This window comes from Bradyrhizobium sp. SZCCHNRI2009 (assembly GCF_032485115.1).
Taxonomy (GTDB): Bacteria; Pseudomonadota; Alphaproteobacteria; order Rhizobiales; family Xanthobacteraceae; genus Bradyrhizobium.
This window is the reverse complement of record NZ_JAUEUH010000004.1, coordinates 631549-646469: the sequence shown is the minus strand read 5'-3', so window position 1 is coordinate 646469 and position 14921 is coordinate 631549. Positions and strand designations below refer to the sequence as shown.

Annotated in this window: 13 protein-coding genes; 9 read left to right on the top strand and 4 right to left on the bottom strand. The window is 65.8% G+C overall.

Features of this window, described 5'->3' with window-relative positions:
- Positions 1-107: 107 nt before the first annotated feature.
- Positions 108-2030 carry an FAD-binding monooxygenase gene (locus QX041_RS18270; protein WP_315825095.1) on the bottom strand — a complete coding sequence of 641 codons (1923 nt, stop codon included), beginning with the start codon at positions 2028-2030 and terminating at the stop codon, positions 108-110.
- A 100-nt stretch (positions 2031-2130) separates the two neighbouring features.
- Between QX041_RS18270 and QX041_RS18265 the strand changes: the two genes are divergently transcribed.
- On the top strand, positions 2131-2583 hold the full coding sequence (locus QX041_RS18265; RefSeq protein WP_315825457.1) for a MarR family winged helix-turn-helix transcriptional regulator: 453 nt from the start codon (positions 2131-2133) through the stop codon (positions 2581-2583).
- A gap of 174 nt (positions 2584-2757) precedes the next feature.
- Here the strand turns inward: QX041_RS18265 and QX041_RS18260 are convergent, their stop codons facing one another.
- The gene (locus tag QX041_RS18260; RefSeq protein WP_409998680.1) at positions 2758-4308 is read right to left on the bottom strand and encodes a flavin-containing monooxygenase; all 1551 of its coding nucleotides are present in this window, start codon (positions 4306-4308) and stop codon (positions 2758-2760) included.
- Positions 4309-4368: 60 nt separating this feature from the next.
- Between QX041_RS18260 and QX041_RS18255 the strand changes: the two genes are divergently transcribed.
- Positions 4369-5094, top strand: coding sequence for a hypothetical protein (locus QX041_RS18255; RefSeq protein ID WP_315753612.1), 726 nt, complete (start codon positions 4369-4371; stop codon positions 5092-5094).
- 175 nt (positions 5095-5269) lie between these two features.
- Complete coding sequence (locus QX041_RS18250; RefSeq protein ID WP_316166162.1) at positions 5270-6001, top strand: alanyl-tRNA editing protein; 732 nt, start codon at positions 5270-5272, stop codon at positions 5999-6001.
- 118 nt (positions 6002-6119) lie between these two features.
- Here QX041_RS18250 and QX041_RS18245 read toward each other — a convergent pair whose 3' ends face one another.
- A complete protein-coding gene (locus QX041_RS18245) occupies positions 6120-7112 on the bottom strand; it encodes an AraC family transcriptional regulator (RefSeq protein ID WP_315753626.1) in 993 nt (330 codons plus the stop codon).
- 470 nt (positions 7113-7582) lie between these two features.
- Between QX041_RS18245 and QX041_RS18240 the strand changes: the two genes are divergently transcribed.
- A complete protein-coding gene (locus QX041_RS18240) occupies positions 7583-9268 on the top strand; it encodes a PAS domain-containing methyl-accepting chemotaxis protein (protein WP_315712876.1) in 1686 nt (561 codons plus the stop codon).
- A gap of 92 nt (positions 9269-9360) precedes the next feature.
- A complete protein-coding gene (locus QX041_RS18235) occupies positions 9361-9615 on the top strand; it encodes a hypothetical protein (RefSeq protein ID WP_315712878.1) in 255 nt (84 codons plus the stop codon).
- Positions 9616-9727: 112 nt separating this feature from the next.
- On the opposite strand, the gene QX041_RS18230 is transcribed toward QX041_RS18235, so the two are convergent.
- Positions 9728-10219 (bottom strand): ATP-binding protein, encoded by a 492-nt coding sequence (locus tag QX041_RS18230; RefSeq protein ID WP_315825098.1) that lies wholly within the window; start codon positions 10217-10219, stop codon positions 9728-9730.
- A 466-nt stretch (positions 10220-10685) separates the two neighbouring features.
- Here QX041_RS18230 and QX041_RS18225 point away from each other — a divergent pair, with 466 nt between their 5' ends.
- The 4 genes from QX041_RS18225 to QX041_RS18210 all read left to right on the top strand — a co-directional run bounded on the left by QX041_RS18225 (position 10686) and on the right by QX041_RS18210 (position 14914).
- Complete coding sequence (locus QX041_RS18225) at positions 10686-11066, top strand: hypothetical protein (RefSeq protein WP_315825099.1); 381 nt, start codon at positions 10686-10688, stop codon at positions 11064-11066.
- A gap of 275 nt (positions 11067-11341) precedes the next feature.
- Positions 11342-13744, top strand: a complete 2403-nt coding sequence (locus QX041_RS18220; RefSeq protein ID WP_316166161.1) for a TonB-dependent receptor — start codon at positions 11342-11344, stop codon at positions 13742-13744.
- Positions 13745-14012: 268 nt separating this feature from the next.
- Entirely contained in the window at positions 14013-14291 is a 279-nt protein-coding gene (locus tag QX041_RS18215; RefSeq protein WP_315825101.1) for a PepSY domain-containing protein, read from the top strand.
- A gap of 47 nt (positions 14292-14338) precedes the next feature.
- A complete protein-coding gene (locus QX041_RS18210; RefSeq protein ID WP_316159257.1) occupies positions 14339-14914 on the top strand; it encodes a cytochrome b/b6 domain-containing protein in 576 nt (191 codons plus the stop codon).
- The last annotated feature ends 7 nt before the right edge of the window (positions 14915-14921 follow it).

Sequence of the window (14921 nt, the reverse complement as noted above, 5' to 3'; positions counted from 1 at the left end):
GTCCAATCCGGAGACCTCGTTTGTAGCGAGGAAACCTTGGGATCTGGCTAGCGCCAAGCCCGGAAATCCGGCGACCGGATTTGGGTTTCGTTTACCCTCTGCATCCCTCAGCGGACCGGCAGCAGCACACGATCGAAATACGCCGACAGCCTCCCGACGTCGTCGAGCGGCAGGACGTCGGCGACATACTGATCGGGCCGCACGATCACGATGCAGCCCGCGGCGCGATCGATGCCGCGCATCGCAAAGATGTCCTGGCCGCTCTTCAGATCGGCACAGAACATCTTCTCGTAGTCGATGAGACCGTAACGGCCCTTCCGCGGCAGCAGCAGCTCCGGCATTCGTTCGAGCGCGAGTTCGCGATGCCCCTGCTGGAACACCGCGCGCAGATCGATCACGGAGTCGATGTCGGCGCCCACCTGGGTGTGGCGGCGCACGGGCGAGGCCGAATCCTCGCTGAGGAATGTGCACAGGCGGCGGATCGCGGACCCCGGCGCGGCCGGATCCTCCGCGGCCGCGAAAGCGAAGATGCGGAAGCGGCCGTCGGCTTGCACGACATGTCCGAGCTGCGCCGGCTTGGCGTCGCCGAGCCGGATGACCGGCGCCGAGTGAAAGCGCTTGCCGATGACGAAGCCGGTGGCGAGCGGCTGGAAGGTGTCGTCGCCGGTGAGGACGGAGGGCCGATAGTGCGTGGCGGTGCCCGCCGTGTAGCGGCCGTGACGGACGAAATAGTCCTGCGTCTTGGCCGCGTCGGCGCCGCCCTGCTTGGCGGCGGAGGCAAGAATTCCTGACCATTCGCGATCGAAATCGATCAGCTCCTGGGCGATGGCCCGCCGTTCGGCCGAATAGCTGTGCAGGAGCTGCGGCGCGCAACGCCTGCCCAGCACGGCGGCGAGCTTCCAGCCGAGATTGAACGTGTCCTGCATCGACACGTTCATGCCCTGCCCCGCCTTCGGGCTGTGGGTGTGGCAGGCGTCACCGGCGATGAAGACGCGCGGCAGCCGCGTTGCCACCTCGGCCTCCGGCACGTCGTCGAACTTGTCGGTGATGCGCTGGCCGATCTCGTAGACCGACCACCACGCGACCTCCTTCACCTCAAGCGTATACGGCGCGAGAATGCGCTGCGCCTTGGCGATCACCTCGTCGACGGTGATGTTGCGCCCGGCCACGCGCTCGCCGACCTCGAGCTTGGCGAGCTCGACATACAGCCGGACGAGATAGCCGCCCTCGCGCGGGATCACCAGCAGGCTGCCGTCCTTGGCGGACTGGATCAGCGATTTGAAGCGGATGTCGGGAAAATCGGTCACGGCGAGCACGTCCATGACGCCCCAGGCGTGGTTGGCGGAATCCCCGTGCAGTTCGCGGCCGATCGCCTTGCGCACGACGCTGCGCGCGCCATCGCAGCCGACGACGTAGCGCGCGCGCACCGTCTCCACCTGGCCTTCATGCTCCGGGTCTATGCGATCGAAGCTGACGGTCACGCCGTGCGCGTCGACGCCTGCGGCCGGATCGATCCGCAGATCACGCAGTCGCCGCGCGTAGTGCGGCTCGAGCTTCGCGGCCGAACGGCGCATCACGTCCAGGAAGAAATCGTGGACCCGAGCCTGGTTGAGCACGACATGCGGCATCTCCGACAGGCCATCCTCGACGTCCTGCACGCGACCGCTGCGCGCGATATGCTTGCTGTCCTGGTCGCTCGGCTTCCAGAACGTGGTCTCGTTGATCCAGCACGCTTCCCTCAGCACTTTCTCGGCAAAACCATAGGCCTGGAACATCTCCATGGTGCGGCAGGCGATGCCGTCGGCCTGGCCGAGCAGCAGCCGGCCCGGCTTCTGCTCGACGATGCAGGTCCTGATGTCCGGAAAAGCGGAAAGCTGGGCAGCGAGGTTCAACCCGGCGGGGCCACAGCCGACGATGAGGACATCGGCCTCGGGCGGCAGCGGGCCGGTCGCGCCGGCGCTCGCCACACGTTCGGCCGCGTCGAAGATCTCGGGATCGCCCGGCTGGAAGCCGTTGAGATGAAACTGCACGTGACCACCTTCCCTCGCCATTCTTATTGATCAGTATGCTGATCATCAGTATGCTTGTCAAGCTGGTGACAGGAGATTCGAATTGACCGAGATGCGGGACATGCCGGGGCACCTGGCGCGCCGGTTTCAGCAGATCGCCGTGGCGGTGTTCCTGGCGGAGGTGGAAGCGGCCGGCTTCGACCTGACGCCGGTGCAATATGCGGCGCTGGCGGCGATCGCGGCCAACCCGGCCATCGACCAGATCACGCTCGCTGGCCTGATCGCCTATGACCGCACCACGATCACCGGAGTGATCGACCGGCTCGCACAGAAGGGCCTCGTCGTCCGCCGTGCGAGCGCGCGCGACCGCCGGTCACGGGAGCTGTTGATCACCGATGAGGGGAGAAGGACGCTGGAGGCGATCACGCCGGCGGTCGAGGCAGCGCAGCGGCTGATGGTGCGCGGCCTCAGCGAGGCCGAAGCGAAGGAGTTGGTCCGCCTCATGCAGAAGGCGATCGCCGCCGGCAACGATCTCAGCCGCGCGCCGCTGCGGGAGGGGGCGGCGGAGCGGTAAGCCCAAGCAAAACTGCTGGTTGCTTACCCGTCATGCCCCGGACCGGTTCCGGGCATCCGCGTTCTTCCAAGCCCAACGACATCGATGGCCGGATCCAGCCCGGCCATGACGATGTGGAGAGAGCCGCCCCAAGCTGACGTCATAGAGGCGAGCGCCGCTCGTGCCCCCCTGCCCTCACGAATACCGCATCACGCCGTCGTCGACCTTGCCGAAGCGCAGCGAGACGATATCCAGCGCGTAGTTCTGGTACAGCCGCCACGGCCGCTTGGAGCCCTGTTTCGGCAGGTCGGCGACCGCGCGCTGCACATAGCCGGAGCTGAAGCTCAGCGACGGCAGCGGCGTAACGGTGGAATCGTCATTGTGCGGCACGCATTGGCGATAGCCGTGCCGGTCCATGTAGTTCAGGAGACGGCAGACATATTCGCAGGTGAGGTCGCATTTCAGCGTCCACGACGCGTTGGTGTAGCCGAGCGTCGCCGCCAGATTCGGCACGTCGGAATACATCATGCCCTTGTAGTTGAGCGTCTTGGCGAAATCGACGGTGCGGCCATCCACGACGACCTCGATGCCGCCGAGCACCTGCAGCACCAGCCCGGTCGCGGTGACCACGATATCGGCCTCGATTTCGCGGCCGTCGGTGAGGCGCAAGCCGCGCTCGGTGAAGGTCTCGATCCCGGCCGTCACCACCGAGGCGCGCTGCTCGCGAATGGTCTTGAACAGGTCGCCATCCGGCACCAGGCACAACCGCTGGTCCCACGGGTTGTAGCGCGGCGTGAAATGGGTGGCGACGTCGTAATCGGGACCCAGCGCGGCGCGCACCCCGCCCAGGATCAGCTGCTTGACCCGCTGCGGCTTGCGCCGGCTGAGCTGGAAGAAGTACATCCCGAACAGCACGTTGCGCCAGCGGATCAGGTGATAGGCGAGGCCAGCGGGCAGATGCCGGCGCAGCTTGTTGGCGAGCGCGTCCTGCGCCGGGCGCGACACCACATAGGTCGGTGAGCGCTGCAGCATCGTCACATGCGCGGCGGACTTGGCCATCGCCGGCACCAATGTGACCGCGGTCGCGCCGGAGCCGATCACGACGACGCGCTTGCCGGCATAGTCGAGATCCTCCGGCCAGGCCTGCGGATGCACGATGCGGCCCTTGAAATCGGCCATGCCCTTGAAGTCCGGCAGATAGCCCGACTCGTAGCGGTAGTAGCCGGAGCACATGAACAGAAAGCCGCAGGTCATCGACACTGTCTCGACCGTGCCCTGCTCCGTCCGGCGCTCGGCCTCGACGGTCCAGCGTGCGTCCGCGCTCGACCACGACGCGCGCCGGACCCGATGGTTGAACCGGATGTGGCGGTCGATGCCGTTCTCGGTCGCGGTGTCCTGGACGTATTTCAGGATCTGCGGCCCGTCGGCGATCGCCTTCGGATCGGTCCACGGCTTGAACGAATAGCCGAGCGTGTACATGTCGCTGTCGGAGCGGATGCCGGGATAGCGGAACAGGTCCCATGTGCCGCCGATCGCGCCTCGCCCCTCCAGGATCGCGAAGCGCTTGCTCGGGCACTTGTGCTGCAGATGATAGGCGGCGGCGATGCCGGACAGCCCGGCGCCGACGATCAGCACGTCGACATGCTCTGTTGACATGAGGTGTTCCTGGCGTTTCCTGGTGCGGCTTTCTTGCTCTGGCTGCGGACAGTCGCAACCCGGCTCGTCGCTGTCAAATCGCCGGCGCATTCGTCGTCGGTCAACCCTCCTCCGCTATCAGCGGGAAACACCCTCGATACGGATCTGGTGATGAACGCTCCCCACCCGCGCGACGACAGGCCCGGCGACAGCGACAGCCGGGACGGCAGTGGTGCGCCGTCGCAGCGCATCGCCCTGGGCTTTTCGCTGTTCGCAATCGGGCTCGCAGCCTGGTCGCTCTTCCCGAGCTTTCCGGCCGGCCAGCTGATCGCGGTCGTCACCGTCATCCCGCTGGTGGCGCTCATCCTCACCTTGCGCTTTCCCGGGCGGTTCCGCATCGGCCTCGGCTCCGGCTACGGCGCCAATCTCGGCACCGGTTGCATCGTGGCGGCCGGCACGCTTGCCGCGCGCACGCTGTCGGACATCAATCTCGTCGACTGGCTGCCGCTGACAGCCTTCGCGACCGCGGTCGCGATCATTTTCCTCATCGTCGCCGCGCGGTTCGAAACCCAGCTCCGCCGCCGCGGCTGGCGGCTGCTGCTCGCCGCTCTCTTCGTCGCTGCCTATGCGTTCGGGACGCTTGGCCAGTTCAACACCGCGCTCGACCACTCGGCGCCGGCGCTGCTGCGCAGCCGCGTGCTCGCCAAGCATCTCGGCCACAGCCGGCTCGCCACGCATCAGGTGACGCTCGAGCCGTGGGGCCCGTTCGCGCGAGCCACCGATGCCCATGTTGCGCAGGCGCTGTACGAAAGGTTGCAGCCGGGCGACACCGTGTGCCTGCGCCTGGGCGATGGCGCGTTTCGCATGGCGTGGTTCACGGTGGCCGCATGCCGTTGAGACCCGGCGCTGCGGCCGAGACAGGAACGGCCATTTGCGCAGCGCGGCGATGCTGCGTATCGTCGTAGCTTCGTGGCCCGCATGAGCGCAGCGATATGCGGGGCCTCACGCGCCGTCTCGATGAACCCGGACGTCGCTCCGCTCATCCGGGCGATGCGATTGCGAGCCGTTCTGCATGACCGACTTCCTGCCCCGCCCTTTCGCTGTCGATCGTCCCGACGTGCTGGAGCTCGACATCACCGCGCTCGACGCGCGCCCCGGCGCGGTGCTGGTGGCGCGCTCGCCGTTCTATCCCGGCGGCGGCGGCCAGTTGCCGGACCGCGGCACGATCGCGTGGAACGGGATCGTCCGCGTCGTCACCGGGTTCGAGCCGACCGCCGACGGCATCTGGCACCTGATCGGTGATGACGCCATCCCCGACGGGGCGATCGAGCTGCGCGTCGATCCGGCGTTCCGGCAGCGCATGAGCGAGCAGCACACGGTGGCGCATCTCGTCAACAGCGCCGTCTACACCCTGTTCGACGGCGCGCTGCTGACCGGCGTCCGCATGACCGAGACCGACGAGTTCAGCGTCGATTTCGATCTGCCCAAGGTGGCGCCGGGGCAACTGCGCGCGGTGGAGGATGCGGTGAATGCCGCGATTTCGGACGATCGTCCGGTGCGTGCCTTCGACATGCCCTATGACGACGCGCAGGCGACCGCGGGACTGTTTCGCGCCAAATCGGTCGCCCCGCCGCGCCAGGCCGACGGCCTGATCCGCATCGTCGACATCGACGGCCTCGACCGCCAGGCCTGCGGCGGCACGCACCTGGTCTCGACGGCGCAGGCGCGGCGCATCCGCATTCTCAAGGTCGACAACAAGGGCCGGCAGAACCGGCGGTTGAGGATCGGATTCGTCACGGCTTGAGAATCGCGCGGCTCGCGATGAAACGGCCGGCGTCGCAATGCACATTGTCAAACGCGTATATCATCGCTCGACGTCCGATACGATTGTAACGCAGGCGCGTCCGTGATCCCATGGAAGCTCACGTCTTCCTTGCGTTCCGCAACGTCTCCGAGGGCAACTCACCCATCATCTGACGGTACTCGCTGGCAAAGCGGCCCAGATTGCCAAAGCCGCATTTGAAGGCGACCGACACGACGCTTGTGTTGGCATCGGGCCGTCGCAGAAGTTCGGATGCCCGCTGAAGTCGGACGCGCTTGGCAAACTGGCCGGGTGATCCGCGTCCCGACTCCGAGAACTCGCGGAAAATCGACCGGACGCTGACCCCCGCGATCGCGGCAATCTTCTCGAGGTCCAGAGGCTCGTCCCAATGTGCCTCGATATAGGACTCGACGGTATCGACAACCATACGGTTGACTCGCTGGGGCGCATTCAGCAGGCGGCTGCTAAAGCTGTGCCGATTTGCAAGCAGGAGCCGGATCATCAAGCTCCGCTCGAGCTCTGCGATGGCTATCGGCGAGTAGTCCGCTCCGAACATCTGCAACTCACCGGCAAGCCTGAAAACGTCCTGGCGGACGAGAGCCATGACAGCAGGATCGGTTGGGCCTTCGTCAAAGGTCAGATTCGTATCTCTGTCATCGCCGAGCATGGCTCTCAACAGCTGGTGCAAAGGCGCGCTTTCGACCCTGACCACCAGTTGGCAGTAGCCGGCAGGAAATTCGAGATCCAGTCTTGAATCCCCGGATATCAGGGGACTCCAGGCGACGATCGCCTGGTGGCCTCGCGCAGTCCTGTATCCGGCAGTGCCCTGGATCGAGAAGAACTGTCTGTAGATCGTCGATTCCGGAAACGACACCGACGCCGCGCCCGCATATGAGCAGAACGCCAGCCCCGCGGTGCTGAGCCGCGCAAGATTGGCCTCGATGCCGAAGCTGGAGTCGGAGCTGTCGAAACGATCGACGGCGTAGATGCTGAACAAGCGATCGCGCGCGAACTCGCGATCACGCGAGCGAAACAGCGGATATCGATCGAGATATGAGATTTGACCCAAACAGCTCCTCCGCCCGATCGGCATCACCACCTGGTCAACCCTCGTGCAATCGTCAGGCGCGTGAGCACAAGGCCGTGCGTTAGGACACGTGGCAAGCACGAATTTCGTTCAGTTCCACAGTTCGGACAACGTCCCGGCGCGAGGGGGCGTACGATTTTCGCGGTGATAACCGAACACCCCGTATTGTTACGGACAGAATGCTGCCTCGCGGGGCTGGCCGTGGTCTGCGCCGGGTCGTCCAATGGCTCGCTCGGAACAACGGCGTACCAAGCGGCCAAATGCGATGGGTATCGGGGTCATCGGAGCGGCAGCATACGGCCGATCTGTCGGGGATCGGACAAATACTTGGATAATTCGATTCAACTACGATCCGCTCACTCTGGACCAGAGTCGGGCCTCGCGGCGGCGTTTGGCCCCAGCGAACCAAGGTCCTGGAAATCGACAGACGTGCATGTGCCGAAACCCCGGCAGAGCAGACCTAGAGAGGAAAGAGAATGTTCGGCCGCAGACACGCCAAGGGTGACGCACAGGCCATGCTCGACGCGATCAGCCGCTCGCAGGCCGTGATCGAGTTCAACATGGACGGCACGATCATCACGGCAAACAAGAACTTCCTCGATACGCTCGGATACCGGCTGGATGAGATCCAGGGCAAGCATCACAGCATGTTCGTGGCGCCGGCCGAGCGGGACAGCGCGGCCTATCGCGAATTCTGGGCGGCTCTCAACCGCGGCGAATTCCAGGCCGCAGAATTCAAGCGGATCACCAAAGGCGGCGGCGAGGTCTGGATCGAGGCGTCCTACAATCCGGTTCTCGACGGCAACCGCCGACCGGTGAAGGTGGTGAAGTTCGCGACCGACATTACCGCGAAAAAGCTGCGCAGCATGGCGGACGGCTCCAAGATCGCTGCCATCGATCGCGCCCAGGCCGTGATCGAGTTCAAGCTGGACGGAACGGTCGTGACGGCGAACCAGAACTTTTGCGACGTTCTGGGTTATCGGCTCGACGAGATCCAGGGCCGGCATCACAGCATGTTCGTCGAGCCGTCACAGCGCGACAGCGCGGCGTATCGCGAGTTCTGGACGGCCCTCAATCGCGGCGAATATCAAGGCGGCGAATACAAGCGCATCGGCAAGGGAGGCAAGGAGGTCTGGATTCTCGCCACCTACAATCCCATGCTCGATACCGCCGGCAAGCCGTTCGGCGTGGTCAAGTTCGCGACCGACGTCACCGCGCAGAAGCTCAGGAACGCGGATCTGGCCGGCCAGATCGATGCCATCGGCAAGTCGCAGGCTGTGATCGAGTTCAACATGGACGGCACGATCATCACCGCGAATGACAATTTCCTGCATGTGCTCGGCTACACCCTGGCCGAGGTCAAAGGCAAACATCATAGCATGTTCGTCGAGCCTTCGGAGCGCGATGGTGCCGCATATCGCGAGTTTTGGGCCGACCTGAACCGGGGGCAGTATCAGGCGGCGGAATACAAACGCATCGGCAAGGGCGGCAAGGAGGTCTACATCCAGGCCTCGTACAATCCGATCCTCGATCTCAACGGCAAGCCGTTCAAGGTCGTGAAGTATGCGACCGACGTCACCAGGCAGGTGCTGGTGCGCATAGGCAACGAGCGCGTCCGTGCGATGATGGAATCCGTCGCAGCAGGCTCCGAGGAGTTGAACGCGTCTGTGCGGGAGATTTCCGAAGCCATGACCAAGTCCCGCGAGACGGCGATGGGCGCCGTCGGTCAGGTAGCATCCGCCGACGGCCAGGCGCAGCGGCTGTCCGAAGCCACGCAGGCGATGAGCGGCATCGTCGAGATGATCAACAACATCACCGGGCAGATCAACCTGCTCGCGCTCAACGCCACCATCGAATCCGCCCGCGCCGGCGAAGCCGGGCGTGGCTTTGCGGTCGTCGCCGCCGAGGTCAAGAACCTCGCCAACCAGGCCAAGCAGGCCACCGACAAGATCGCCCAGGAAATCGAGAACCTCAACGGCATCTCGGGCGACGTCGTGACGGCGCTCAACTCGATCAAGCAGGCGATCAACAGCGTCAGCGAATACGTCACCTCGACGGCGGCGGCGGTGGAAGAGCAGAGCACGGTGACGAACGAGATGTCGTCCAGCATGGCCCGCGCCGCAGCCGAAGCTCAGGCCTTGGCCGCCCGGACCGCGGCTTAGCTGCGCGCGACCAGGGCGGCGGAGCCCGGCGGGCCGCCGCCCCATAAGCGATCGAATGCGGGCGTTCACAAGAAGGCGCTGACGAGAAGACCGTGGCCGACATCATTCATTTTCCTGCTCCCGATTCCTCGCGATTCGTCGAACAGCACGCCGTGGCGGCTTGTCGGGCACTCCTGCGTCCCCAGACCGAACGCCTCCAGCAAGAGTTGCAGCAGTGGCGCAACGCCTTGGATGAGTTGGATCAGCACATCGGCGCGGACCCGTCATTCGCCGCGCTGCTGTCTGAGAGCGCAAAGGTGCGCGAGCTCATCTCCGCTGCCGAAAGCGCGCTGGACGCAATCTTCTGAGACCAGGCGGTGATCGCCGCGGCACGGCTGACGGTTGCGCGGCGACGCGCACCGCCAGGATTGCCGCCAACAAGCCAGCGGGACGACAGCAGTCCCGGTCGCCGCCGCAAGGTCACGGCCGATGCAAGATCACGTCGAATCCTTCCTCCGCGGTCGGCGCCACGAAGTATGAAGTGAACAGGTCGAACTCCTCGTCGGTCACGGTGAAGGCGTGGCGGCCTTCTGCGTTGCGCGCGCGCAGCCGTGCCTTGCAGACCTCGTCGGGGACGTCGAGGTGATGCAGCTGGTGCGGCACGCCCGCGGCTTCGAACAGGCCGCGCATCCAGGCCCGGCTCGCCGGCGTGTTGGCGGGGAAGTCGAGCACGACCGAAACGCCGGCCCGCAACAGCGCGACGACGTGCGGCCCCATCACGCTGCGCAGCCGTGACGAATTGCGCACGTAGTCCGCCAGGCTGCTCTGCTCGCCAGGATAGAGCCGCGACAGCCAGTCGTCCTCGGCGACCACGACGGTGGCCGGGCGATGGCCGAGCTCCGCGGTGAGCGTCGATTTGCCGGCAGCGATCTTGCCGCACACGAGGTGCAGCGTCGGTTGGTTGGGAGACACGGATACAGACCTCGCATACGGCGCCGCTTCGGGCGCCAAGAGCATTCACAGGCAATTCTCGCAGGCGGAAGCGCCCGGCCCGACGGATCAGGCCGGGTCGGTAATTCGGCTGCTGACGGCAGCGCCTGCGATGCGAATGCGGAAGGTCATGAGGATATATTTGACAGATGTCGCTGACGGCGTCCAGGCCCGGCCGTCATCCGTTGCGAGACCGCACCGCGATTGAGTTCGACTCGCAAGAATGGCCCGCGCGCATTTCAGTCGCACCGGCCGCTCGCGAATGAGTTGAAGTCACTTCACTGTGGCCGAATTGATCCACTGCGACGGGAGTCGAGCCGGCCGCGTGTCGTCCATTGCCAACCGGATGTCCGCTCCTGTAGGTAGTTGCGAGGGACGGGGGCGTCAGTCGGTGGCTCGTCAAGGGCGTCAACTACAAGGCATCGCATCAGCACGACGTGAGGCGCGCATGCGCTCGGCGCGGCGGCGCGCAGCGCTGTCGCGGCTCGGCGGCGCTCTCGTCTGGTTCGCGGCATGGGCCCTGATCTTCCAGTCCGCGCTGGCGCTCTCCGCGATGAGCGCTGCGGTTGCTGCTCCCGATGCCGTCGCCATCATCTGTCAGAGCTCCGTCGACGGTCCGACGTCGGACGACATCGGCACTGCGGCCAAGCAATGCGCGAGTTGTCCGTTCTGTGCGCTCGGGCGCGGCGTCACTGTCCCGCACGTCCCCGCCGTGGCGCGGCCGATGCCGGTGGTCGTGGCGATCCTGATCGAGCGGACAGACCTCGTTGCGGCGCCTCGGCCTGCGCTCGAACTGCCGGTCGCTCGCGGACCACCGGCGGCCCTCTAGGCCGATACTCCAGACATCTCATCCCGTCACGATGCGGCCGGTCTCGTCCGCGCGCGCTGTGGGCTGCCGTCCGGCGGTCGCCGCAGCCGTGCCCGGAGCCGCCTCGTCGCGACATGTTCACGAGGCCACGGCGCGCTCGCAGCCGGGCGCCTCTCCCATTCCTATTCCGAGATCCCCTCATGGACCATTGTTCGACACCCGTCCGGCGGCGGTTGCTCCGCTCAACCACCGTGCTCACATCGCCGGCGCTGCTGGCATTCGCCCTTTCGAGTCCCGTGCTCGCGCAGGACCCATCGCAGGCTCGCTCCGCCGCCACGCTGCCGCAGGTGACGGTCGCTGTCCCGAAGCCCCGGCCGGCCGCCCGAACGGCAGCCCGCCGCAGGGGCGCACATGCGGCGACCAATCCGGCCAGCGCGCCACCGCCGCAGGCGGCCTCATCCGACGGCGTCGGCGCGCCTCCCGGCGCCACTTCGGTTGCACCGGATGACATCCTGGCGAAGCGGGCCACCACGAACGACACGGCTGCGCTGTTTGCGGATGTCCCCGGAGTCAGCCTCTATTCGGCCGGCGGGGTCTCCAGCCTGCCGGCGATCCATGGCCTCGCCGACGACCGCCTGCGCATCAAGGTCGACGGCATGGACACCATCGCCTCGTGTCCCAATCACATGAACCCGGCGCTGTCCTATATCGATCCGGCCCAGGTCGCCGCGGCCAAGGTCTGGGCGGGCATCACGCCCGTGAGCGTCGGCGGCGACTCGATCGGCGGCACCGTCGCCGTCAGCTCGCCGGCGGCCCTGTTCGCGGCGCCGGGGCAGAGCCTGCTGACCAAAGGCAGCATCGGCACCTTCTACCGCAGCAACGGCAACGTGCGCGGCGTCAACCTGTCGGCCACCATGGCCACCGAGAACTACAGCGTCAGCTACAGCGGCGCTGCGGTCAAGGCCGACAACTATACGGCCGGCGGCAACTTCAAGAACTTCACCCTGAGGAGTTCGATCACGCCGGTGCTTCCCCTCGATCAGGTCGGCTCGTCCGCCTACGAGACCAGGAATCATCTGATGGGCATCGCCTGGAGCAAGGACGGCCAGCTCATCGAGCTGAAGGCGGGGGTGCAGGAGGTGCCCTACCAGCTCTACCCGAACCAGCGCATGGACATGCTGGGCAACGACGCCTACAGCCTCAACCTGCACCATCTCGGCCGGTTCGACTGGGGGGATCTGGACACCCGCCTCTATCACCAGTCCGTCGATCACTACATGGACTTCGGCGGCGATCGGCTGTTCTCGTATGGCACACTCAGCCCGCCGAACACGACGGGTGCGCGCTATCCGGTCAACGGCATGCCGATGTATACGCACACCAAGACCAACGGCCTGACCTCCAAGGCCGACATCACGCTGTCGTCCCGCGACGTGGTCCGCGTCGGCGTCGACCTGCAGACCTACCGTCTCGACGACTGGTGGCCGCCGGCCCCCGATTGCGGCGTCGGCAACTGCATCGGCGGCATGGCGCCACTGACGTTCTGGAACATCAACGGCGGCAAGCGCGACCGGGCCGGCGTGTTCAGCGAGTGGGAGGCGAAGTGGAGCCCGTCCTGGCTGTCGCTGCTGGGCGTGCGGTTCGAACGCGTCGAGACCGACACCGGACCGGTCGTCGGCTACAACACCAGCACCACGCCGCTGACATCGGGATTCATGTCCGGCATGTACGAGACGAGCTCGGTCGGCTCCCGCGCGGCGTTCAACGCCGTGGATCGCTCGCGAAAGGACAACAATGTCGACCTGACGGCGCTGTTTCGAAACACGCCGAGCGCCCATCTCACCTTCGAGTTCGGCGCGATGCAGAAGACCCGCTCGCCGAATCTCTACGAGCGTTATTCCTGGTCGCGCAACACCATGGCGCTGGAGATGAACAACTTCGTCGGCGACGGCAACGGCTATCTCGGAAACCCCAATCTGAGACCCGAGGTCGCCCATACCGTGAGCTTCACCGGCGCCTGGCACAGCGCCGACCATGAGGCCGAGATCCGGCTCACGCCCTACTACACCCATGTACGCGACTACATCGATGCGGTGCAGTGGAAGGCCGCCACCAACACCGCCGCCGTGCCTGCCGTCGCCAACCAGTTCGTGATCATGAAATACATGAACCAGCAGGCACGGCTGTACGGCTTCGATCTGTCCGGCAAAGCGCCGCTGGGCAGGACGCCGATCGGCGATTTCGGCCTGAAGGGAGTCCTGAGCTATACCAACGGCCGGAATCTCGACACCGGAAGCGGTCTCTACAACATCATGCCGGTCAACGGCAGGCTGACGCTCACGCACCGGCTCGACGGCTGGGACAGCGGCCTCGAGCTGGTGATGGTAGGCCGCAAGTCCGACGTCTCCGTCGCGCGCAACGAGCTCAAGACCCCGGGCTACAGCCTGGTGAACCTGCGCAGCAACTACACCTGGCAGAGGCTGCGCATCAGCTTCGGCGTCGAGAACCTGTTCAACAAGCTCTACTACCTGCCGCTCGGCGGCGCCTATATCGGCGAGGGCGCATCGATGTCGTTCAACAAGGAGGCCGGCACCGTCGCTGCCACCGGCGGCGGCGTATCGGGCACCGCGACGATGTGGGGCACCGCCGTTCCCGGCCCCGGACGTTCGTTCTATCTGGGTGCGAACCTGGAATTCTGACGCCGGCATTCGTATCTCGCCCTGTCCCGCCAGCGGGACAGGGCGAGAGCGGGCGCCAGACGACCACGGCGTCGCGACGAGCGGCACGAGCGAGACGTAACGTCGCGCATCACGCCGTCTGCGTTTCTCGGCCGAAATCGCGGCTCTCACGAACTTGGAAAAGCTCTAAGAGCGATTCCAGCCGCCGCTCCGTTGACACATCGGGGCGGTTGCCGTCTCCACTGATCCCACGATGCATCGTATTTGAATTTGCTCATTGGAGGGATTGATGAGACTGACCATCGCGGCCGTGCTCGGTGCCGCACTCGCCGGCTTCGCCATCTCGCCGGCTCTGGCCGACGGCTACAAGGACTGCACCAAGCTCGACAAGGCCCAGTGGAAGCCGGCCGCCGAGGCGGAAGCCAAGGCCAAGGAAGCGGGCTACGAGGTGCGCCGCTCGAAGATCGAAGGCTCCTGCTACGAGGTCTACGGCGTCAAGGGCGGCAAGCTCCATGAGCTGTTCTACAGCCCGGAGGATCTCAGCCTGAAGCACACGATCGCCAAGTAGTTGGCGCAAGCGTCGTCCAGCGTGCTGGATGACGTGACGTGAGAGCCATGCACGGCACAGCCCCCCGAGCCAGCCTGAAACGCCAGGACACCGCCGACACCGTGCAGGTCTGGGACCTGCCGCTGCGGCTGTGGCACTGGATGCTGGCCGTGCTGGTGCTCATCGCCTGGGTGACGCCGAACGTCCATGACGGCCTGCACCGGATCGCGGGCTACGCGATCCTCGGCTTGCTCGCCTTTCGCCTGATCTGGGGCATTATCGGTACGCGCCATTCGCGCTTCCGCAGTCTCAAGCTCCGGCTGCGCGCGACGCCGGCCTACCTGTGGAATCTGCGGCGCGGCAAGACCGGGCGCTATCTCGGGCTGAATCCCGCGGGCACGGCGATGCAGCTCGCACTGCTGCTTCTGCTCATCGTCTCCGCGATGACCGGCGCGATGCAGGTGACCGTGCGCTTCTTCGGCATCTGGTGGGTCGAGGACACCCACGAGGTGACGTCATATCTCCTGATCCCGCTGGTGGTGCTGCATGTCGCCGGCGTCGTGCTGGTGAGCCGCCTGCAGCGCGAGAATCTCGCCCGCGCCATGCTGACGGGGCGCAAGCTGCTGCGGCGCGGCTCGCGCTGACCGGGCG

What these genes read in the sequence shown, in the direction of transcription:
- QX041_RS18260 (WP_409998680.1), bottom strand. Translation starts at nt 4,308, where the DNA reads ATGCGCCGGCGATTTGACAGCGACGAGCCGGGTTGCGACTGTCCGCAG.
- QX041_RS18245 (WP_315753626.1), bottom strand. Translation starts at nt 7,112, where the DNA reads ATGCCGATCGGGCGGAGGAGCTGTTTGGGTCAAATCTCATATCTCGAT.
- QX041_RS18255 (WP_315753612.1), top strand. Translation starts at nt 4,369, where the DNA reads ATGAACGCTCCCCACCCGCGCGACGACAGGCCCGGCGACAGCGACAGC.
- QX041_RS18225 (WP_315825099.1), top strand. Translation starts at nt 10,686, where the DNA reads ATGCGCTCGGCGCGGCGGCGCGCAGCGCTGTCGCGGCTCGGCGGCGCT.
- QX041_RS18210 (WP_316159257.1), top strand. Translation starts at nt 14,339, where the DNA reads ATGCACGGCACAGCCCCCCGAGCCAGCCTGAAACGCCAGGACACCGCC.
- QX041_RS18265 (WP_315825457.1), top strand. Translation starts at nt 2,131, where the DNA reads ATGCCGGGGCACCTGGCGCGCCGGTTTCAGCAGATCGCCGTGGCGGTG.
- QX041_RS18240 (WP_315712876.1), top strand. Translation starts at nt 7,583, where the DNA reads ATGTTCGGCCGCAGACACGCCAAGGGTGACGCACAGGCCATGCTCGAC.
- QX041_RS18215 (WP_315825101.1), top strand. Translation starts at nt 14,013, where the DNA reads ATGAGACTGACCATCGCGGCCGTGCTCGGTGCCGCACTCGCCGGCTTC.
- QX041_RS18250 (WP_316166162.1), top strand. Translation starts at nt 5,270, where the DNA reads ATGACCGACTTCCTGCCCCGCCCTTTCGCTGTCGATCGTCCCGACGTG.